Annotated in this window: 21 protein-coding genes and 1 pseudogene; 16 read left to right on the top strand and 6 right to left on the bottom strand. The window is 34.5% G+C overall.

Annotation, left to right across the window (positions count from 1 at the left end):
* Window positions 1-8: 8 nt before the first annotated feature.
* Entirely contained in the window at window positions 9-1,202 is a 1,194-nt protein-coding gene (locus NST14_RS14120; protein WP_000124899.1) for a macrolide family glycosyltransferase, read from the top strand.
* Window positions 1,203-1,559: 357 nt separating this feature from the next.
* The gene (locus tag NST14_RS14115; protein ID WP_000795733.1) at window positions 1,560-2,927 is read left to right on the top strand and encodes a lytic polysaccharide monooxygenase; all 1,368 of its coding nucleotides are present in this window, start codon (window positions 1,560-1,562) and stop codon (window positions 2,925-2,927) included.
* Window positions 2,928-3,057: 130 nt separating this feature from the next.
* On the opposite strand, the gene NST14_RS14110 is transcribed toward NST14_RS14115, so the two are convergent.
* The 3 genes from NST14_RS14110 to NST14_RS14100 all read right to left on the bottom strand — a co-directional run bounded on the left by NST14_RS14110 (window position 3,058) and on the right by NST14_RS14100 (window position 4,587).
* Window positions 3,058-3,492, bottom strand: a complete 435-nt coding sequence (locus NST14_RS14110; protein WP_000555715.1) for a GNAT family N-acetyltransferase — start codon at window positions 3,490-3,492, stop codon at window positions 3,058-3,060.
* 107 nt (window positions 3,493-3,599) lie between these two features.
* On the bottom strand, window positions 3,600-4,262 hold the full coding sequence (gene rpiA / locus NST14_RS14105) for a ribose 5-phosphate isomerase A (RefSeq protein ID WP_073541730.1): 663 nt from the start codon (window positions 4,260-4,262) through the stop codon (window positions 3,600-3,602).
* A gap of 4 nt (window positions 4,263-4,266) precedes the next feature.
* Window positions 4,267-4,587 carry a 2Fe-2S iron-sulfur cluster-binding protein gene (locus NST14_RS14100; RefSeq protein WP_001125380.1) on the bottom strand — a complete coding sequence of 107 codons (321 nt, stop codon included), beginning with the start codon at window positions 4,585-4,587 and terminating at the stop codon, window positions 4,267-4,269.
* A gap of 143 nt (window positions 4,588-4,730) precedes the next feature.
* Between NST14_RS14100 and NST14_RS14095 the strand changes: the two genes are divergently transcribed.
* Entirely contained in the window at window positions 4,731-5,417 is a 687-nt protein-coding gene (locus NST14_RS14095) for an RNA polymerase subunit sigma-70 (protein WP_000337494.1), read from the top strand.
* A gap of 21 nt (window positions 5,418-5,438) precedes the next feature.
* The gene (gene clpP / locus NST14_RS14090; RefSeq protein WP_000991625.1) at window positions 5,439-6,020 is read left to right on the top strand and encodes an ATP-dependent Clp endopeptidase proteolytic subunit ClpP; all 582 of its coding nucleotides are present in this window, start codon (window positions 5,439-5,441) and stop codon (window positions 6,018-6,020) included.
* A gap of 45 nt (window positions 6,021-6,065) precedes the next feature.
* Here the strand turns inward: clpP and NST14_RS14085 are convergent, their stop codons facing one another.
* Entirely contained in the window at window positions 6,066-6,923 is an 858-nt protein-coding gene (locus NST14_RS14085; RefSeq protein ID WP_001227647.1) for a glycine betaine ABC transporter substrate-binding protein, read from the bottom strand.
* Between the two features lie 170 nt (window positions 6,924-7,093).
* Between NST14_RS14085 and NST14_RS14080 the strand changes: the two genes are divergently transcribed.
* The 8 genes from NST14_RS14080 (at window position 7,094) to NST14_RS14045 (ending at window position 12,259) form a co-directional block, all read left to right on the top strand.
* Window positions 7,094-8,299, top strand: a complete 1,206-nt coding sequence (locus NST14_RS14080; protein ID WP_000370624.1) for a quaternary amine ABC transporter ATP-binding protein — start codon at window positions 7,094-7,096, stop codon at window positions 8,297-8,299.
* Complete coding sequence (locus tag NST14_RS14075) at window positions 8,292-9,128, top strand: ABC transporter permease (RefSeq protein ID WP_001084764.1); 837 nt, start codon at window positions 8,292-8,294, stop codon at window positions 9,126-9,128. Before NST14_RS14080 ends, NST14_RS14075 begins: the two co-directional genes overlap by 8 nt.
* 296 nt (window positions 9,129-9,424) lie before the next feature.
* Window positions 9,425-9,595, top strand: coding sequence for a hypothetical protein (locus NST14_RS14070; protein WP_001992228.1), 171 nt, complete (start codon window positions 9,425-9,427; stop codon window positions 9,593-9,595).
* Between the two features lie 102 nt (window positions 9,596-9,697).
* Complete coding sequence (locus NST14_RS14065) at window positions 9,698-10,183, top strand: HIT family protein (RefSeq protein ID WP_002163623.1); 486 nt, start codon at window positions 9,698-9,700, stop codon at window positions 10,181-10,183.
* Entirely contained in the window at window positions 10,167-11,003 is an 837-nt protein-coding gene (locus NST14_RS14060; RefSeq protein WP_000557569.1) for a PP2C family serine/threonine-protein phosphatase, read from the top strand. Before NST14_RS14065 ends, NST14_RS14060 begins: the two co-directional genes overlap by 17 nt.
* A gap of 41 nt (window positions 11,004-11,044) precedes the next feature.
* Entirely contained in the window at window positions 11,045-11,383 is a 339-nt protein-coding gene (locus NST14_RS14055; RefSeq protein ID WP_163258297.1) for a DUF4181 domain-containing protein, read from the top strand.
* Window positions 11,384-11,418: 35 nt separating this feature from the next.
* Window positions 11,419-11,859 carry an NUDIX domain-containing protein gene (locus NST14_RS14050; RefSeq protein WP_001082139.1) on the top strand — a complete coding sequence of 147 codons (441 nt, stop codon included), beginning with the start codon at window positions 11,419-11,421 and terminating at the stop codon, window positions 11,857-11,859.
* A 19-nt stretch (window positions 11,860-11,878) separates the two neighbouring features.
* The gene (locus NST14_RS14045) at window positions 11,879-12,259 is read left to right on the top strand and encodes a DUF4181 domain-containing protein (RefSeq protein WP_000381562.1); all 381 of its coding nucleotides are present in this window, start codon (window positions 11,879-11,881) and stop codon (window positions 12,257-12,259) included.
* 47 nt (window positions 12,260-12,306) lie between these two features.
* Here the strand turns inward: NST14_RS14045 and NST14_RS14040 are convergent.
* Window positions 12,307-12,810: pseudogene (locus NST14_RS14040) on the bottom strand (GrpB family protein); the annotation flags it as partial.
* Between the two features lie 41 nt (window positions 12,811-12,851).
* Window positions 12,852-13,697, bottom strand: a complete 846-nt coding sequence (locus tag NST14_RS14035) for an oxidoreductase (protein ID WP_001036864.1) — start codon at window positions 13,695-13,697, stop codon at window positions 12,852-12,854.
* A 188-nt stretch (window positions 13,698-13,885) separates the two neighbouring features.
* On the opposite strand from NST14_RS14035, the gene NST14_RS14030 reads away from it, so the two are divergent.
* From NST14_RS14030 to NST14_RS14015, 4 genes are all read left to right on the top strand, one after another.
* Window positions 13,886-14,365 carry a DinB family protein gene (locus NST14_RS14030; protein ID WP_000951610.1) on the top strand — a complete coding sequence of 160 codons (480 nt, stop codon included), beginning with the start codon at window positions 13,886-13,888 and terminating at the stop codon, window positions 14,363-14,365.
* Window positions 14,366-14,534: 169 nt separating this feature from the next.
* Window positions 14,535-15,533, top strand: coding sequence for an acetoin:2,6-dichlorophenolindophenol oxidoreductase subunit alpha (gene acoA, locus NST14_RS14025; protein WP_000921306.1), 999 nt, complete (start codon window positions 14,535-14,537; stop codon window positions 15,531-15,533).
* Window positions 15,534-15,550: 17 nt separating this feature from the next.
* On the top strand, window positions 15,551-16,585 hold the full coding sequence (gene acoB / locus NST14_RS14020) for an acetoin:2,6-dichlorophenolindophenol oxidoreductase subunit beta (protein WP_000198894.1): 1,035 nt from the start codon (window positions 15,551-15,553) through the stop codon (window positions 16,583-16,585).
* A 27-nt stretch (window positions 16,586-16,612) separates the two neighbouring features.
* Window positions 16,613-17,812, top strand: a complete 1,200-nt coding sequence (locus NST14_RS14015; RefSeq protein WP_229142759.1) for a dihydrolipoamide acetyltransferase family protein — start codon at window positions 16,613-16,615, stop codon at window positions 17,810-17,812.
* Window positions 17,813-17,822 lie beyond the last annotated feature (10 nt).

Here is a 17,822-nt window from a genome sequence, read left to right as displayed (position 1 = left end):
TGTTTTAAGTGGCACGTGTTTTATTCATTAATGCTGGATCAGAAGGACATATAAATCCAACGTTGCAAGTTGTAGAAGAATTAGTTTCGCGTGGGGAAGAGGTAGTTTATTTTTCGATAGAAGCTTTCAGAGAACGTATTGAAAAAACAGGGGCTATTGTAAGAACAATTGACGACCAAAGGTTTATAAAAGCATTTCTTTCCGGTGGCCGAAATTATTTGCAGGAAAGAATAAATGGCCTTCTACATACAGCAGATGTTATTATACCAAGTGTTCTTGAACAAATTGAAGGAGAACATTTTGATTATATGATTCATGATTCGATGTTTGGCTGTGGCCGTATAATTGCTCAAATTTTAAAGCTTCCGGCAATAAATTCCTGTACATCTTTTGCACAAGATGAAAAATCATTTCAACAAATGTTAGATCACTTGTCTAAAAGTATCCCAGTGAAAGTTCAGGAGAGGATACATAATGATTTTGAAAGATTAACTAAGGAGGTTGCGGAAAAGTATAGTGTTGAAATAAACTCACCATATGAAGTTTTCTGTAATCCAGCGTCACTTACTATTGTATATACAATAAAAGAGTTCCAGCCTTTTGGAGATATGTTTAATGAAACATTTAAATTTGTAGGTCCATCCGTCCCTGCACAAGTAAAAAATGAAGACTTTGATTTTACTTCAATTGAAGAAAAAAGCCCGATTTACATTTCGCTAGGCACTGTTTTTAATGAAGCGCTTGATTTTTATAAACTTTGTATGAAGGCGTTCGAGAATAGCGAGCATACTATTGTAATGTCTATTGGTAATAAAACGAACATAAGTGATTTAGGTGAAATTCCTAAAAACTTCATTGTGAAAAACTATGTACCACAAACGAAACTACTTGCATATACAAAGTTGTTTATTACACATGGTGGAATGAACAGTACACATGAAGGGCTATATAACGGGATTCCACTCATTGTAATTCCGCAAAGTGCAGATCAGCCAGTAATCGCAAAGCAAGTGGAGAATCTAGGAGCTGGGATTAAGTTATCTATGAAAGAATTAACTGTAGAACAACTACGTGAAAGTGTAGAACTTGTATTAAATAATCCATCATATAAAGAAGTTGCATGGAATTTGAAGGAATCTTTCCTGAAATCTGGTGGCTATCAGGAAGCTGCTGATGAGATTTTTACATTTATAGGTCAATAATAAATAGAAAATTATACATGAGAAGAGTGTCTATATGAAATGATATAGACACTCTTTTTTTATATGAAGCGGAGAATTCGTTGTTTTGAAATGTTAAATATTCTGTTTTGCAAATTCGGACCATAGTTTTACGTGTTACTAATGCTTTCATCATTTCTGCACAACTTCTGCACATACTTTGATGATTTCTATGTCATGATATATTCATCAAGTGAAATATTTCACAAGAAATGAAATATATTTTCACTGCGGTGTATGCATAACACACACATACATCGTTACAAGATTGTCTCTTGTTATTCTTTTACATCGAAGCCCACATTACACTACGAATTATAACAAGAAGGGGACAGGAACATGAAGAATCAATTTTTAAAACAACTACAAAACATGAAAATGAACAAAAAAAGTCTAGGAGCTGTTGCATTAACAGCTGGAATTATTGGCACGACACTTATTCCTCAAAACGCATACGCGCACGGTTTTGTTGAAAAGCCGAGCAGCCGATCTGCTTTATGTAGTCCAACTTATGGTGCACTAAATGTAAACTGCGGAAGTGTTATGTATGAACCACAAAGTTTGGAAGCTCCAAAAGGGTTCCCGCAAACTGGCCCAGTTGATGGTCAAATCGCTTCTGCAGGTGGTAAGTTTGGTGGTATTTTAGATCAACAAACTGCCGATCGTTGGTTTAAAAATACAATTACAGGCGGGGAAAATACATTTACGTGGAAATATACAGCGCCTCACTTAACGAGCAAATGGCATTACTATATTACAAAAAAAGGATGGAATCCAAATAAAGCGCTCACAAGAGCAGATTTTGAACCAATTGGAACTGTGCAACATGATGGTTCTGCAGCCTCAAATCATTTAACTCACAAAATCAATGTACCTACTGATAGAAGTGGGTATCATGTAATTTTAGCAGTATGGGATGTAGCTGATACAGCAAATGCATTCTATAATGTAATTGATGTTAATCTCATCAATGACGTAAAACCAGACACAGAAGCTCCAAGCATTCCAAATAGAATTCAGGCACAAAAAGTAACAGCGAATAGTATAGAACTAGCATGGACCGCTTCTACGGATAATGTAGGGGTAAAAGGGTATCAAATCTTCCGTAACGGAGAGATGATTGATACAGTACCAGGAACTCATTTTATTGATAAAAAATTACAACCAAGTACAGAATACTCTTATACTATAAAAGCAATTGACGCAGCTGGAAATGTATCGAAAGAAAGTGCAACGCTTACAGTGAAAACAACAGTTGAGGCTCCTGATACAGAAGCACCAACACAACCAAAAGGATTACATAGTATGGGAACGACAGCGTCAAGTGTGGATCTAATGTGGAGTCCTTCTGACGATAATATTGGTGTAGACCATTACGATATTTATAGAGAAACAAAAGGATCAATGGAAAAAATTGCAACATCCAATACGACTTCTTATATGGATAAATATTTACTCTCTAATACTACTTATAAATATGTAGTGAAAGCTGTTGATGTAGCTGGAAATGAATCTGTACAGAGTGATATATTCATAATTACTACAAAAACTGAAAGCGTTTCATATGAAGAATGGGATGCAAAGAAAGCATATGAAAAGGGAGATAAAGTTCTACACGAGGGAAAAGTATATGAAGCAGTCCAAAGTTATAAAGGAAATGGGGATCCAAACTGGATTTATGCCTTATCATTATGGAAAACAGTGTAAGCTTTACCTTGGTATGAACTAAGAGATAATGGGCTTTGATGCAAAAGGACATCTTGAGAATTCATTTTTCTATAAATAAAAAAGGGCAGTATATGAATACGTAAAGTAGTTTCATATACTGCCTTTTTTATTATGATAACATTTTCGTCATAAGTATATGCGGAATGCCATCTTCCATAAATACATCAGAAGAGGTTTGATAACCTAGTTTTTTATAAAATCCTTCAGCCTGTGTTTGACCGTGTAGTTTTACTTTTGTAGATTCTTTTTCACGAGCAATTTCTTCTAACGTTTGAATAATTACTTTTCCTAAACCGTATTTACGATAGTCTTTTAAAATACAAATACGTTCTAATTTTCCAGTTCCATCAACAAATCGTATGCGACCTGTACCAACAGGAAGCTCGTTATAATAAACTAAAATATGTTTACATTTCTCCCCGATTTCATCAAACATATCGAATTCATCTTCAAGTGGGACATTTTGTTCTTTTACAAATACTTCTTTTCGAATATGAAAGGCAGTTTCTAAATCTGTAAGTTCTGTTATGAGTTTGGAGTGCAAATTGTTCAATCCTTTCTAGTGTAATGTGCTTTTGTTTTCATAGTATATCATAATGTTACGTAATAACGAGAAAATATAAAAAAGCTGACTGTAAGAGTCAGCGTTCATTATAATTCCTGTATCCCGTTTTTTGTTCCAATAATCGCCTTACTAGTCATATTAACAAACAATCCGGTTTCAACTACACCAGTAATCATTTTTAATCTTTTGTGTAAATCGGAAGGAGTAGCTATATGATTAGGAAATATACAATCGACAATCATATTATTATTATCGGTTATAAATATTTCATTATTTTTTAAACGTAACGTTGTTTGACATCCTAAAGATTGAATTTTACTTTCGGTTTGTTTCCATGAAAAAGGTATAATTTCAACAGGTAATGGGAAAGTACCTAAATGCGTTACGAGTTTCGATTCATCAGCAATGATAAGTAGTTCCTTAGAGGAAGAGGCAACGATTTTTTCGCGAAGTAATGCGCCACCGCCTCCTTTAATAAGCTGTAAATTAGAATCAATTTCATCAGCTCCATCAATTGTAAGATCAAGACTTTGTACGTCGTTTAACGAAATCAACGGAATATTTAGCTGCTGTGCCAATGCTTCCGTTTCCTTTGATGTCGGGACAGCTTGAATTGATAATCCCTCTTTTACACGTTGACCTAATTTTTGTATCGTCCAGTATGCGGTTGATCCTGTACCAAGACCAATCTTCATACCATCTTTTACGAAGGTTGCAGCATATTCACCAGCTATCTGTTTTAAATCCATCGCTTTACTCCGCCGGACGTGGTCCAGCATCAAGACCTGAACTTTCAACTGTAAGTACTGGACGAACTACTATATCCTTATGTACACGCATTTGACAAGATAATCGTAAATGATCTTCAATTCCTTTTTCTGTCATCGCATTTTTTTCATTCGCACTCGCTTCACAAAAATCACCGGCTATAATTTCTACTCTACAAGTTGTGCAACGTGCTTTTCCGCCGCAACGATGGAGTATGTTTACACCGTTATCTTCAATTGCTAATACTAATTTTGTTCCTTCTTTTACATCAAAAGTTCCCGCACCTTCAATTGTTAATTTTGGCAAATTTGTTCCTCCTCACGTAAAATTGTACATAACATATTTATGACCGCGAATTATTGAACATAAACATAATTTTTTTATATGCCCCGTAACTTTTTTATTTGTTGAATCGTTAATTAAGTAAGCGCTGAAAAGGAGTGGTTATTTTGTGCACAAAAGTAACTCATATTTTGAAAAATCATATCGATATGAATCATTCAAATATAACTTTTTTAATTGAGCAATACGGAGAGTTGAAAAGATACTGTACATTTTTAACGAAAAATAAATGGGATGGCGAAGATCTTGCCCAAGAAACAGTTTGTAAAGTACTTCAAAAATATAGTAATAAAGATATTTGTATGACGCTCGTATATAAAATAGCTAGAAATCGTTGGTTAGATCAAATAAAGTCAAAATCAGTTCATGAAAAAATAAGAGACCAAATTACTTTTGAAGAACCACATGAAAAAATTGCAGATTTGCATGAAATGGTAGGGAAAGTATTATCTTCATTAAATGTACAGCAATCCGCAATTCTATTATTAAAAGATGTTTTTCAATATAGTATCGCTGATATTGCTAAAGTATGTTCCGTATCGGAAGGGGCAGTAAAAGCTTCTTTGTTTCGGAGTAGAAATAGGTTGAAAACTGTAAGTGAAGAAGGGATAGAGATAGTTGAATTCACAGACGATATGGAAGTTGTAGTAACGTCTATTCGAGAAGAGAGACCGGAATTATTAACGAAACTGCTTCCAACAATAGATTTTACTAAGTTACCATCTAAACAGCCAGTCTTATTATTTAATGTGAAACAACCTTCTTCCTACAGTTGTATGCTTTTAGCAGCATAACAATTATTGGAGGGATTTAAAATGAATGCAATTCCATATGTTGTAGAGCAAACGAAATTAGGAGAACGTTCCTATGATATATACTCAAGGTTATTAAAAGACCGTATTGTTATTATCGGTTCAGAAATAAATGATCAAGTAGCGAGTAGTGTCGTAGCTCAATTATTATTTTTAGAAGCAGAAGATGCAGAGAAAGATATATTTTTATACATTAATAGCCCAGGCGGATCAACGACAGCAGGTTTTGCCATATTGGATACGATGAATTTAATCAAACCAGACGTGCAAACGCTATGCATGGGCTTTGCAGCATCATTTGGTGCATTGCTATTATTATCAGGTGCAAAAGGAAAACGGTTTGCACTCCCAAATAGTGAAATTATGATTCATCAGCCGCTTGGTGGTGCACAAGGGCAAGCAACGGAAATTGAAATCACAGCAAAAAGAATTTTAAAGTTAAAACATGATATTAATAAAATGATTGCAGAAAAAACAGGGCAACCGATTGAAAGAGTAGCACATGATACAGAAAGAGATTATTTTATGACTGCAGAAGAAGCGAAGGCATATGGGATTGTAGATGATGTTGTTACGAAAAAATAGCAGAAAGCAGGCTAGAGAGTAAAGTATATTCTCTAGCCTGTTTTATTAATCTTTTATCCATTCATCGACTAACGCTTGATTCTTTTTAATCCATTTTCGCGCCGCTTCTTCGGAATCTTTCGTTTTATTTAACTCAACCATTAATGTACCAAGCTGTTCATCGTTCATTTTCCATTTATCAAAGTATTTTATGATATCCGGATGATCTTTTTCGAAACCTTTACGAACGGAGTAATAAATGTCATCTTTTTCACCATATACTTTCTTAGGGTCTTTTAAATATTTTAAGTCAAATTCTGAAAAACCCCAATGTGGATTCCAAAGCGTAACAGCGATTGGTTTCTTTTTCGTATATGCTTTTTTTAGTTCACTCATCAAAGCAGCTTCAGAAGACTGGACAAGTTTTAGCTTTATATCATATTCCTTCATCGCTTTATTCGTTAAATTCATAAGACTGCTGCCAGGTTCAATTCCGACAATTTTATTATCTAGTTCATCTTTATGTGCATTTAGATCTTCAATGCTGTTTATGTTTTTCACATAAGAAGGGACAACTAAACCTAGTCCGGTTCCTTCATACCATTTTGATTTTAAGACAATATCATCTTTATAACGATCATTTAGTGGTTTATCCGTAACGGGTAGCCATACTTCTAAATTAGCATCAACATCACCGCGAGCAACACCAGTCCAAATTGCCGCTTTTTCTAAATACATGAGTTCAACTTTGTAGCCTTTTTGTTCTAGTAGTACCTTCCACATATTTGCAGTTGCAATGTTTTCTTTCCAACTTGTTACACCTAGTTTAATTTTTCCTTTCGAATTTGCATTTGTTGCATTACATGAAGAGAAAATCATAGTAATAAATAATGCAAGGCATATGAGCCATATTTTCTTTCTCATTAAAAACCTCCTAAGAAACGTTTGCTTTTTAAATAAATGTATAAGTAAGCATTCTTATTATGAACGGAAAAAAGAATTTTAAAGAAATCTTATAAATGTTATTTTTATGTAATATTTCTTTGCAAAATCGCAACACTATGTGAATAGATGGGTAGAAAAGGAGTAGTGACATGGATAATACAAAGGTACGTGTTGAAAACGTAACAAAAGTATTTGGGAAACACCCGCAAAGAGCGCTTACCTTATTAAAAGAGGGAAAAAGTAAATCGGAAATTTTGAAAGAGACAGGAATGAACGTTGGCGTAAAAAAGGCGACGTTCGAAGTATATACGGGAGAAATTTTCGTTATTATGGGATTGTCTGGTAGCGGGAAATCGACATTAGTTCGTATGTTAAACCAACTGATTAGACCAACAGCGGGGCATATATACATAGATGGAGAGGATATCGCAACGATGGGAAAAGAAGAGTTGCGAAGAGTGAGAAGAACGAAGATGAGCATGGTGTTTCAGAAATTCGCTCTATTCCCTCATCGTACCGTTTTGCAAAATGTTGCATATGGGTTGGAAATACAAGGAGTTCCAGTAGAGGAACGAGAGAGAAAAGCGTTAGAGTCCTTGAAGTTAGTTGGACTTGATCATCATAAAGATAATTATCCAAGTCAACTGAGTGGTGGTATGCAACAGCGTGTCGGCATTGCGAGAGCGCTTACGAATAATCCGGATGTTTTACTTATGGATGAGTCATTTAGTGCATTAGATCCACTGATTCGAAAAGAAATGCAAGATGAACTGTTAGAATTACAAGATAAAATGGAAAAAACAATTATTTTTATTACGCATGATTTAGATGAAGCCCTTCGAATTGGTGATCGAATTGCGTTAATGAAAGATGGAGAAGTTGTCCAAATTGGAACGCCAGAAGAAATTATGATGAGTCCTGCGAATGAATTTGTAGAGAAATTCGTGGCGGATGTGAATTTAGGAAAAGTAATAACGGCGGAATCTATATTAAAACGACCAGAGACGTTATTAATTGACCGTGGACCACGTGTAGCACTTCAAATTATGAGAAATGCCGGCGTTTCTACAGTGTATGTTGTTAACAAAAAATATGAGTTTTTAGGAATATTAACGGCAGATGATGCGAGTAAAGCAGTACAAAAGCAATGGCCGATTGCTGATTTATTACTTACCGATATTCCGCACGTGTATTTAGATACTTTACTGGAAGAAACTTATGCGAAAATGGCGGAGATGAAATATCCGTTACCAGTAATTGATGAGAAGAAAAGGCTAAGAGGAATTATTAAACGTGAAAGTGTCATTCAAGCTCTTGCAGGTAATATTGAAGAAGAGGTGAAAGACGATGAATAGTATACCGCGTATTCCTTTAGGGGAATGGGTCGACTCATTTGTTGCAAGTTTATATGAGCACTTTGAAGGCTTATTCCGAGGATTCTCTTATATTATCGGCGGATTCGTTGATTTACTCACTAATTTTTTAACAATAATACCGGCTATATTGATGATTATTATTTTGTGTTTCCTCATTTGGTACACAACGAGAAAAGTATCTTTAGTTATTTTTACACTCATCGGATTATTATTTATTTTGAATATTAACTACTGGGCACAAACGATGCAAACATTATCACTCGTACTTACTTCCGTTATTATTTCAATTATTGTCGGAATTCCAATTGGGATATTAGCATCTCAAAATGAGCGTTTCTCAAAATTTTTAAAACCAACGTTAGATTTTATGCAAACAATGCCGGCTTTCGTATATCTTATTCCCGCGATTACATTTTTCGGAGTAGGTGTAGTACCCGGGATTATTGCATCAGTAATCTTTGCAATGCCACCGACAATTCGTTTTACTGATTTAGGAATTAGACAAGTTCCAGAAGATTTAATTGAAGCAGCGAATGCATTTGGCTCAACCGCATCACAAAAATTATTTAAAGTACAATTACCACTCGCAACTGGAACGATCATGGCTGGTGTGAACCAAAGTATTATGCTCTCTTTATCAATGGTAGTAACAGCATCGCTTGTAGGAGCTCCAGGTCTTGGAGTTGATGTATACCGCTCTGTGACACAAGTTAATATCGGGATGGGATTTGAAGCGGGACTAGCCATTGTTGTCATTGCGATTATATTAGATCGTATTACACAAGGATTTCACCAAAAAAGAAGATAACAAGAAAACACACTTTATTATACAAAGTGTGTTTTTTGTTTGAATAGATTATATTCGAACGATAACAGAACCGTCAGCTGACGCAAAAACTTGTTTTTTTATTTCATTGATTTAATTCTTCGATGAATAACGATATGTTTGTTTAACAGCGACTTGAAAATCTCTTCTTAAGAAGAGGATTATGTGGTGGAAAAGTATAAGTAATAAAGTACATTTTTTGGAAATTATTAAGTGGAATAGCGAATATATTAGGAGACAGTGACTTCATGTAAATAGATAGTATTTTGGAAGAAATTATGAGAGGAGATGCTATTTTGTCTAAAAAGAAAAAAAGCAATGATGCCTTGGCGATAGGCGTCGGTATAGGGGTTGTAATCGGTGTAGTCCAAGGTTATTTTACAAATAATTTAGTAATCGGAATTGTGATTGGGATTGTAATTGGAGTTGTGGTTTTGAAGAAAAAATGAGGTGTAAATTCAATTCAAAATTGTCGTGTTAAAAGAATGAATTTTCGGAATATAAATCCTATTTTTCCTTTTTTTATGATATTATATATAAAAAGGATGGTAATGGATATGCCAACAAATAATCAAGAAGAACAAAACTGCTTCATTTGTGAAAACCATAAAGGAAATATTACAGTTCCAGGTGGAGCTATTTACGAAGATGAACTCGTTTACGTTGGACATGTCCACTGGGATAGCGAAGAAACGTATCTTGGTTATGTAATGATAGATATAAAAAGATATGTACCTGGTCTTGCTGAGCTAACAGATGAAGAAGCAAAAAGGTTCGGACTTATATCAAGTAGAGTAAGTAAAGCACTAAAAGAAAGTGAAGGTGCCGAACATATTTACACTTTTGTTTCAGGGAATGGTGTACCACATATGCATATGCACATCATACCGCGTTATGCAAATACACCAAAAGAGTTTTGGTCACTGACTGAAGTAGAGAAATGGAACGGTGCGCCTTATAGTGATACAGAAAAAATCAAAAAACTATGCGAAAGAATACGAAAGTATATGGTGAGTGAATATGCATACAACAAATAATAGACAACATTCATGGATTGGAAGTAGAGAAATGTGTTTAGACGAAATTTCGGTAAAGCAATATGGTGATATCGTGCTCGGTGCATATGGTGGGAATATTAGTGCCGGAGCAAAAAAGAATGAAGATGGTGCGTTAGTTTGGTCAAATGGTGATTGGGAATTTGCAGCTATATTAGATGGACATAATAGTGCAGAAAGTGTTGATTTAGTAGTAAATACAATTCAAAAAGAATATGAAAATATAAAAGAAATGATGAATGAATCGATTGATACAGTATTTCGATCTATTGAAAATCATATTCTTACAATCTTACAATCTTCTTCATTTAAGGAAAAGTGCAAAAGAATTAAAGGTGAAACAGCTTGCTTACTATGTGTAAGAAAAGAAAACTATATATGGTGGTTATCTATCGGAGACTGTTTAGTGTATGTATTTCATGATGAATTACACAAATTAGGACAATACGCACTAAATCAACGTCATTTTTACGAATGGATTGGTAACGTAAATACTTTTGATTTACCTGTTCCTTGTTATTCAACAGGCATTCGTGAATTACGTAATGGAAAGAATCGAATTGTAATGGTGACAGATGGAGTATTAGAATGCGGGGAACGTCGGTATGAAACTCCTGTAAATCTGTATAGTGATATGAATAGAAATAATATAAAACTTGAAGAAAGTGTTCATCATGTATTAGAGCACGTTCATCATCAATTCGGACGCGATAGTGCGACAATTATTAGTTGGGACATTGATAATAAAGGAAAAGCTACTTATCCGAGTGATCAGCCAGAGAAAATAAAAGTAAGAAAATAAAAGGAGAGGGTTTTCTGTCAATTACCAAAATAACGCTATTAATTTTATGGGTACTATGTATATTCGTTTTTGAAAAAATAGCAAGAAGAAGATTAAACATACCGAAACAAAAGGGATGGGATAATCAATATGTGAATAAAACACATAAATGGGGGAATAGAATTATTATTTTCTCTTATATAGTTGTTATTGCGATAAGTGCTTTGTTTCCAAACCGTATATTTATGGGGTATGTACCTCTTTTGTTTTTTATCACGTTATATGGATTTCAATCATATATGGAGTGGAAATATGATAAGGAATCGCGCGAGTTCTTGATTTCATTATTTGCAGTTACAGCGCTAATAATAACTGGATTAATTATATACTTCTTTCTTTAATAAATTTTCAATTAAAGAATTAAAGGAGGAAAATAATGAATAGATCTGTATTACGTGTAGAAGTTATTATTTATAATGGAGATAACTCAAAAGTGCTCGTTCAATGCGATGAAAATGAATCATTTTATCGTTTTCCAGGAGGCTCTATTGAATTTGGTGAACCAGCAAAAGAAGCGATAATACGAGAATTAATGGAAGAATACGATTTGAAAATTGATGTCCAAGAGCTAGCTGTTGTAAATGAGCATATTTTCGAGTGGAACAACGAAAAAGGACATCATTGTACATTGATATATTGGGGAACTGTTCAAGAGATGGTTACAAATGAAATAAGGCATAAAGAACATGAGAATATTATATTAATATGGAAGAGCATAGAGGAATTAAAGGAGAAGCCAACATATCCTGAAGGAATTGTAAGTTATTTAGAAGAGAATAACCATAATATAGTCCACTTTGTTTCTAAAAATATATAAAGTAATTGGAGGGATAACAATGGATACCTCTACAATTTTAATTATTATTATTGGACTGGGTATAGGTGGTTACTTTTTAGAACAGTTTTTAAGAAGAAAATTAAATATGGAGAAAAGAGGCTTCTTTGGATATAAGCATGTGAATAGTTTACATGTAAAATTAGAAATAGGTCTTATTATTATTTATGTAATAAGTAGTTGTTATTATATGTTTAAATTTGAAAACGCTAAAATGGCTTATGTCATGTTCACTTATTTAGGGATATCATGGACTTTAAGAGCATGGATGGAATGGAAATATGATAGAAAATCAAAAGAATATATACTTTCGATAACGGGAATGGTTTCTTTTATATTGATGCTCTCGATACTATTTTATTTCGTTCCACCTGCTGTATAATTAAAAATTTGATTATAAATAATGAGATAACTAATAAATAAGAAACCATTTAATTTCGCTAATACGGATTTAATGAAATTTGTTTTATCCTCTGCATATTGATGTTTATCATTAGGATTAGCTTGTGAAAGTTGAATCTTCAACTGTTCATACTGTATACGAGCAGTCTTATTGTCTATTAAGTAATCTCGAAATTGTAATTGTTCTATTAAATGTTTATTCCTTTGTTCATACATATGAATTTGATGAGTTCTTGGTTCACCTTTATTAAAATAATATCTTTCGGGTAATACATCCTTTCTATATTTATAATTTAATAGTTCTAACTTTTGAATACATTTTAAAGCGTCTTTATAATCTTCTAGTTCGATTGCAATATCAATAATTGGCTTTGCACTTAAATGCGTAATAGCAGTACTGCCAATATGGTGTATCGCTAAAATATGTTCGCCAATTTGTTCCTCAATGAATTGTTTCTCCTTTATAAATTCAATTGCCCACTCTTCAGTCCACGGAACTAAAAACACTTTACCACAGGGTAAACCTAACATTTAATTAGCACCTCTTTCAAAATGTTTTTCAATAAAGGTAATTACATTTTCTTAAAGCTTCTCAAAACAAGATATTCCCACAATCTCCAAGGAAGAATTTTCTTTGCAAAGATCATAAATTTTACACCTTTACCGATTGGATAACGTAAATTCGTACGCTTAGACTCAGCAATTTCTACAATTTTATTAGCAACATCTATCGGATTACCAAATGTATCACTGCCGCTATTAATATGTTTTTGTATTTTATCCATATATTCTTTGTAAGGAGAAGTAGTATCAGATTGGTTTGTAGCTAGTTGTTTACCAACTTCCCATATATTCGTGTTATAAGAACCAGGTTCCACTAAAGCAACATCTATTCCAAAAGGTTTTACTTCTAAACGAAGGGATTCACTCCATCCTTCTAATGCATGTTTTGAAGAAACGTAAGGAGATAGACCAGGGAATCCAACTTGACCACTAATGCTACTTATATTAATAATTTTCCCACTTTGTTGTTCTCTCATATATGGTAAAACAAGCTGAGTAATCGATATAGCACCAAAAAGATTCGTTTCAAATTGTTTGCGATATTCCTCTACTGGAATTTCTTCTACAAAGCCACCATTAGCATATCCTGCATTATTAATAAGGAGGTCTACTCTGTTTATTTCTTTTAAAAATAATTGAAAGGTATGTATAGAGTTTTGATCGGTTATATCTAATTGTTGGACTGTTATGTTGTGCAGCAAGTTTAGTTGAGTAGCTTGAGATAGTAAGTTCGCTTGTTTTTCAAGGTTTCTCATTGTAGCGATAACTAAATAATCTTTTTTTGCGAGTTCGAGTGTAGTTAATAGTCCAAATCCACTTGAGGATCCTGTAATAATTGCGACTTTTTTGTTCATTTTCTGCCAGCTTTCTTTTTCTTTTATCATAACGATTTATGATAAGAAAATCTATTATTCTTACATTCGTTTTGAGAGCATTACCCGTTAATTCTATATTCTATGAGATTTTTAAAAGAGGAAATTATACGGACTCAGCGTATATAGAGAAGTGAGTATGAATACGTTTATGAAATGAGGGAAGAATAATGGCCCATGTGAAGGATGTATTAGCAGATCAGTTATTAGCGAATGCGAACGATCCTAGTTGGTATATTCCGTTTTCAGATGCAGTTAAGGGTTTATCTGAGAGGGAAGCTTTCTGGAAACCGAATGAAGAGAGTAACAGTATAGCTGAAATTGTACAACATTTATTGTATTGGAATTCTACGTGGCAAACTAGATATAAAGAATCGAATGTGAATGCTGTGCCCGCTATTGGAGATAATAACAAAAGTTTTATGCTTTCAAATAATCAAACTTTCGATGAATTACGAGAAAAACTACTAGAGAAACTGTTACTATGGCAAAATCTCATAAATGAAGAAAGGGTTGAAAGCGATGTAGTGGGATTTCCTGTTTCTGCAAAGTGGTGGGAAGTGCTAGCCAATGTAACTACTCATAATGCATATCATATCGGTCAAATTATTTACATCCGAAAATTACAGAAGAGTTTTGATGGTGAATAAGATAATAATTTTCAAATTAGGTGAACAAAAGTGGACAAAACGAGACTAATGTCTCGTTTTGTCCACTTTTTTATTTTCAACATAGAGAGAAAACCTATTAAATCAAGGATTGGAAATTGGCACGGTACTTGCAATATAAAAGATGAACAAGAAAATAGGAGGGCTGAACATGTTAAAAACAACTGAAAGTAAAGGGAATGGAATTACGAAAGAACAAGCTCGCTGGATGTACGAAAAAATGTTAGAGATTCGTAAGTTTGAAGATAAGGTACATGAATTGTTCGCTCAAGGCGTGCTACCAGGTTTCGTCCATTTATACGCTGGGGAAGAAGCGGTAGCAGTTGGTGTATGTGCCCACTTAACGGATAGTGACAGTATTACAAGTACGCATAGAGGACATGGACACTGTATCGCAAAAGGTTGTGATTTAAACGGTATGATGGCTGAACTTTTCGGGAAAGCGACAGGATTATGTAAAGGTAAAGGCGGATCCATGCATATTGCTGATTTAGATAAAGGAATGCTTGGTGCAAATGGCATTGTAGGTGGTGGTTTCCCGCTTGCTTGCGGTTCGGCATTAACAGCTAAATATAAAGGAACGAAAGATGTAAGTGTTTGTTTCTTCGGTGATGGAGCAAATAATGAAGGTACGTTTCATGAAGGGGTTAACTTAGCGGCGATTTGGAAGTTACCAGTTATTTTTATCGCTGAAAATAACGGTTACGGTGAAGCAACGACATTTGAATATGCTTCAAGTTGTGATTCTATTGCGGATCGTGCAAAAGCTTACAATATTCCAGGTGTTCAAGTAGATGGAAAAGATCTGCTAGCTGTATATAAAGCTGCTGAGGAAGCAGTAGAACGTGCGCGTAATGGCGGTGGTCCAACAATAATTGAATGTATGACATATCGTAATTACGGTCATTTCGAAGGTGAAGCACAAACGTATAAAACTTCAGAAGAAAAAGAAGAACATTTAAATGAAAAAGATGCGATTGTGAATTTCCGTAAGCATTTAATTCATGAAGCTTTATTAACTGAATCTGAGCTTGTAGATATGGAAAAGGCAGTAGATGAAGCGGTTCAAAAATCAATTGAATTTAGTGAAAATAGTCCATATCCAGAGGATGAAGAGTTATTAAAAGATGTATACGTTTCTTACAAATAAGAGGAGGGTGAAAAATAATGACTAGAACAGTAAGTATGTCAACCGCAATTAATGAAGCGATGAAAATATCGATGCGCCGTGATGAAAATGTAATTTTAATAGGAGAAGACGTTGCAGGTGGTGCACAAGTTGATCACTTGCAAGATGATGAAGCATGGGGCGGTGTTCTTGGTGTTACGAAAGGCCTTGTACAAGAATTTGGCCGAAATCGTATTTTAGATACACCAATTTCAGAAGCGGGTTACATGGGAGCAGCAATGGCAGCTGCGGCAACAGGACTACGTCCGATTGCTGAATTAATGTTTAATGATTTTATCGGTAGTTGTCTTGATCAAGTATTAAACCAAGGTGCAAAGTTCCGCTATATGTTCGGTGGTAAAGCGAAAGTACCAGTTACAGTACGTACGATGCATGGTGCAGGTTTTAGCGCAGCTGCACAACATTCACAAAGTTTGTATGCGTTATTTACGAGCATTCCAGGTATAAAAGTTGTCGTTCCTTCTACTCCATATGACGCAAAAGGCTTACTATTAGCGGCAATTGAAGATGATGATCCGGTAATCTTCTTTGAAGATAAAACACTCTACAATATGAAGGGTGAAGTGCCAGAAGGTTATTACACAATTCCATTAGGAAAAGCGGATATTAAACGGGAAGGTTCTGACGTAACAATCGTCGCAATTGGAAAACAAGTTCATACAGCACTTGCGGCTGCTGAGCAATTATCGAAAAAAGGACTTGAAGTAGAAGTAATTGATCCACGTTCTTTATCACCACTGGATGAAGATACGATTTTAGCATCAGTTGAAAAAACAAATCGCCTTATTGTTATTGATGAAGCAAATCCAAGATGTAGTATCGCAACGGATATTGCGGCAATTGTAGCAGATAAAGGATTCGATTTGTTAGATGCGCCTATTAAACGAATTACAGCACCACATACACCAGTTCCGTTCTCGCCACCACTTGAAAAGTTATATTTACCAACGCCGGAAAAAGTAATTGAAACTGTATCAGAAATGATCGGAGACCAAACTTTATTACATGTGTAATAAAACGATGAGAAGGGAGAGAGAAGCATGGCTGTAGAAGTTGTAATGCCGAAGTTAGGTATGGCGATGAAAGAAGGTATTATTACAAGCTGGAATATTAAAGCAGGCGATCATGTCTCAAAAGGTGAACTAATTGCTAGTATTAATTCGGAAAAAATCGAAACTGAAATAGAAGCACCAGCTGATGGAACTGTTCTTGATATAGCTGTAAGTGAAGATGAGGGAGTTCCACCTGGCACTGTCATTTGCTATATCGGTAAGCTGAACGAAAAAGTAGAAATCAATGAAAGTATAAATGTTGTAGAAGAAAAAGCACCTAATCTAGAGCCTAAAAAGGTCCAACATCCAGAACCATATGCGAAAGAAGTGGCGAAGAAAAGAATCAAAATTTCACCTGTAGCGAAGAAAATTGCAAAGTCTGAAAATCTAGATATCAAAGCATTAGTTGGTACAGGCCCTGGCGGAAGGATTACAAAAGTAGACGTATTAAAAGCGATTGAAGAAAGAGTAACAATTCCAGAAGTACTTGAACAAGAAGCAAGTAAAGTAATTCCTGTTACTGGTATGCGGAAAGCAATCGCAAACCGTATGCATGCAAGTTTACAAAATAGTGCACAATTAACATTAACGATGAAAGTAGATGTTACAGATTTAGTTGCTTTACATAAAGAAATAGCTTCAGTTGTACAAAAACGATACGATAACAAACTAACTATTACGGATTTCGTTTCTCGTGCTGTTGTATTAGCGCTTGGAGAGCATAAAGAAATGAACAGCGCTTATATGGATGATACAATTCATCAATTTGAACATGTTCATTTAGGCATGGCAGTCGCATTAGAAAAAGGATTAGTCGTTCCAGCTATTCGCTTTGCTAATAATCTATCTTTAGTAGAGTTATCTAAACAAATTAAAAACGTTGCACAAAAAGCAAGAGAAGGTAGTTTAAGTAGTGATGATATGCAAGGGACAACCTTTACAATTAGTAATTTAGGTAGCTTCGGTATTGAATATTTTACGCCAGTATTAAATACACCTGAAACTGGTATTTTAGGTGTAGGTGCAATTGAACATGTTCCAGTATATAAAGGGAAGAAAATAAAAAAAGGCAGTATGTTACCTTTAAGTTTAACATTCGATCATCGTGTATTAGATGGTGTACCAGCAGCTGCATTTTTACGCACAATTAAACGTTATTTAGAAGAACCTGTAACAATTCTTTTATAAAGAGAAGGTG

The organism is Bacillus sp. FSL W8-0519 (assembly GCF_038005585.1).
GTDB lineage: Bacteria > Bacillota > Bacilli > Bacillales > Bacillaceae_G > Bacillus_A > Bacillus_A paranthracis.
This window is presented reverse-complemented; position numbering and strand designations above follow the sequence as displayed.

Coding starts and splice junctions, on each gene's coding strand:
- NST14_RS14015 (WP_229142759.1), top strand. CDS start 16,613: ATGGCTGTAGAAGTTGTAATGCCGAAGTTAGGTATGGCGATGAAAGAA.
- NST14_RS14030 (WP_000951610.1), top strand. CDS start 13,886: ATGGCCCATGTGAAGGATGTATTAGCAGATCAGTTATTAGCGAATGCG.
- clpP (WP_000991625.1), top strand. CDS start 5,439: ATGAATGCAATTCCATATGTTGTAGAGCAAACGAAATTAGGAGAACGT.
- NST14_RS14050 (WP_001082139.1), top strand. CDS start 11,419: ATGAATAGATCTGTATTACGTGTAGAAGTTATTATTTATAATGGAGAT.
- NST14_RS14075 (WP_001084764.1), top strand. CDS start 8,292: ATGAATAGTATACCGCGTATTCCTTTAGGGGAATGGGTCGACTCATTT.
- NST14_RS14085 (WP_001227647.1), bottom strand. CDS start 6,923: ATGAGAAAGAAAATATGGCTCATATGCCTTGCATTATTTATTACTATG.
- NST14_RS14080 (WP_000370624.1), top strand. CDS start 7,094: ATGGATAATACAAAGGTACGTGTTGAAAACGTAACAAAAGTATTTGGG.
- NST14_RS14035 (WP_001036864.1), bottom strand. CDS start 13,697: ATGAACAAAAAAGTCGCAATTATTACAGGATCCTCAAGTGGATTTGGA.
- NST14_RS14060 (WP_000557569.1), top strand. CDS start 10,167: ATGCATACAACAAATAATAGACAACATTCATGGATTGGAAGTAGAGAA.
- rpiA (WP_073541730.1), bottom strand. CDS start 4,262: ATGGATTTAAAACAGATAGCTGGTGAATATGCTGCAACCTTCGTAAAA.
- NST14_RS14065 (WP_002163623.1), top strand. CDS start 9,698: ATGGATATGCCAACAAATAATCAAGAAGAACAAAACTGCTTCATTTGT.
- NST14_RS14115 (WP_000795733.1), top strand. CDS start 1,560: ATGAAGAATCAATTTTTAAAACAACTACAAAACATGAAAATGAACAAA.
- NST14_RS14045 (WP_000381562.1), top strand. CDS start 11,879: ATGGATACCTCTACAATTTTAATTATTATTATTGGACTGGGTATAGGT.
- acoB (WP_000198894.1), top strand. CDS start 15,551: ATGACTAGAACAGTAAGTATGTCAACCGCAATTAATGAAGCGATGAAA.
- acoA (WP_000921306.1), top strand. CDS start 14,535: ATGTTAAAAACAACTGAAAGTAAAGGGAATGGAATTACGAAAGAACAA.
- NST14_RS14070 (WP_001992228.1), top strand. CDS start 9,425: ATGAGAGGAGATGCTATTTTGTCTAAAAAGAAAAAAAGCAATGATGCC.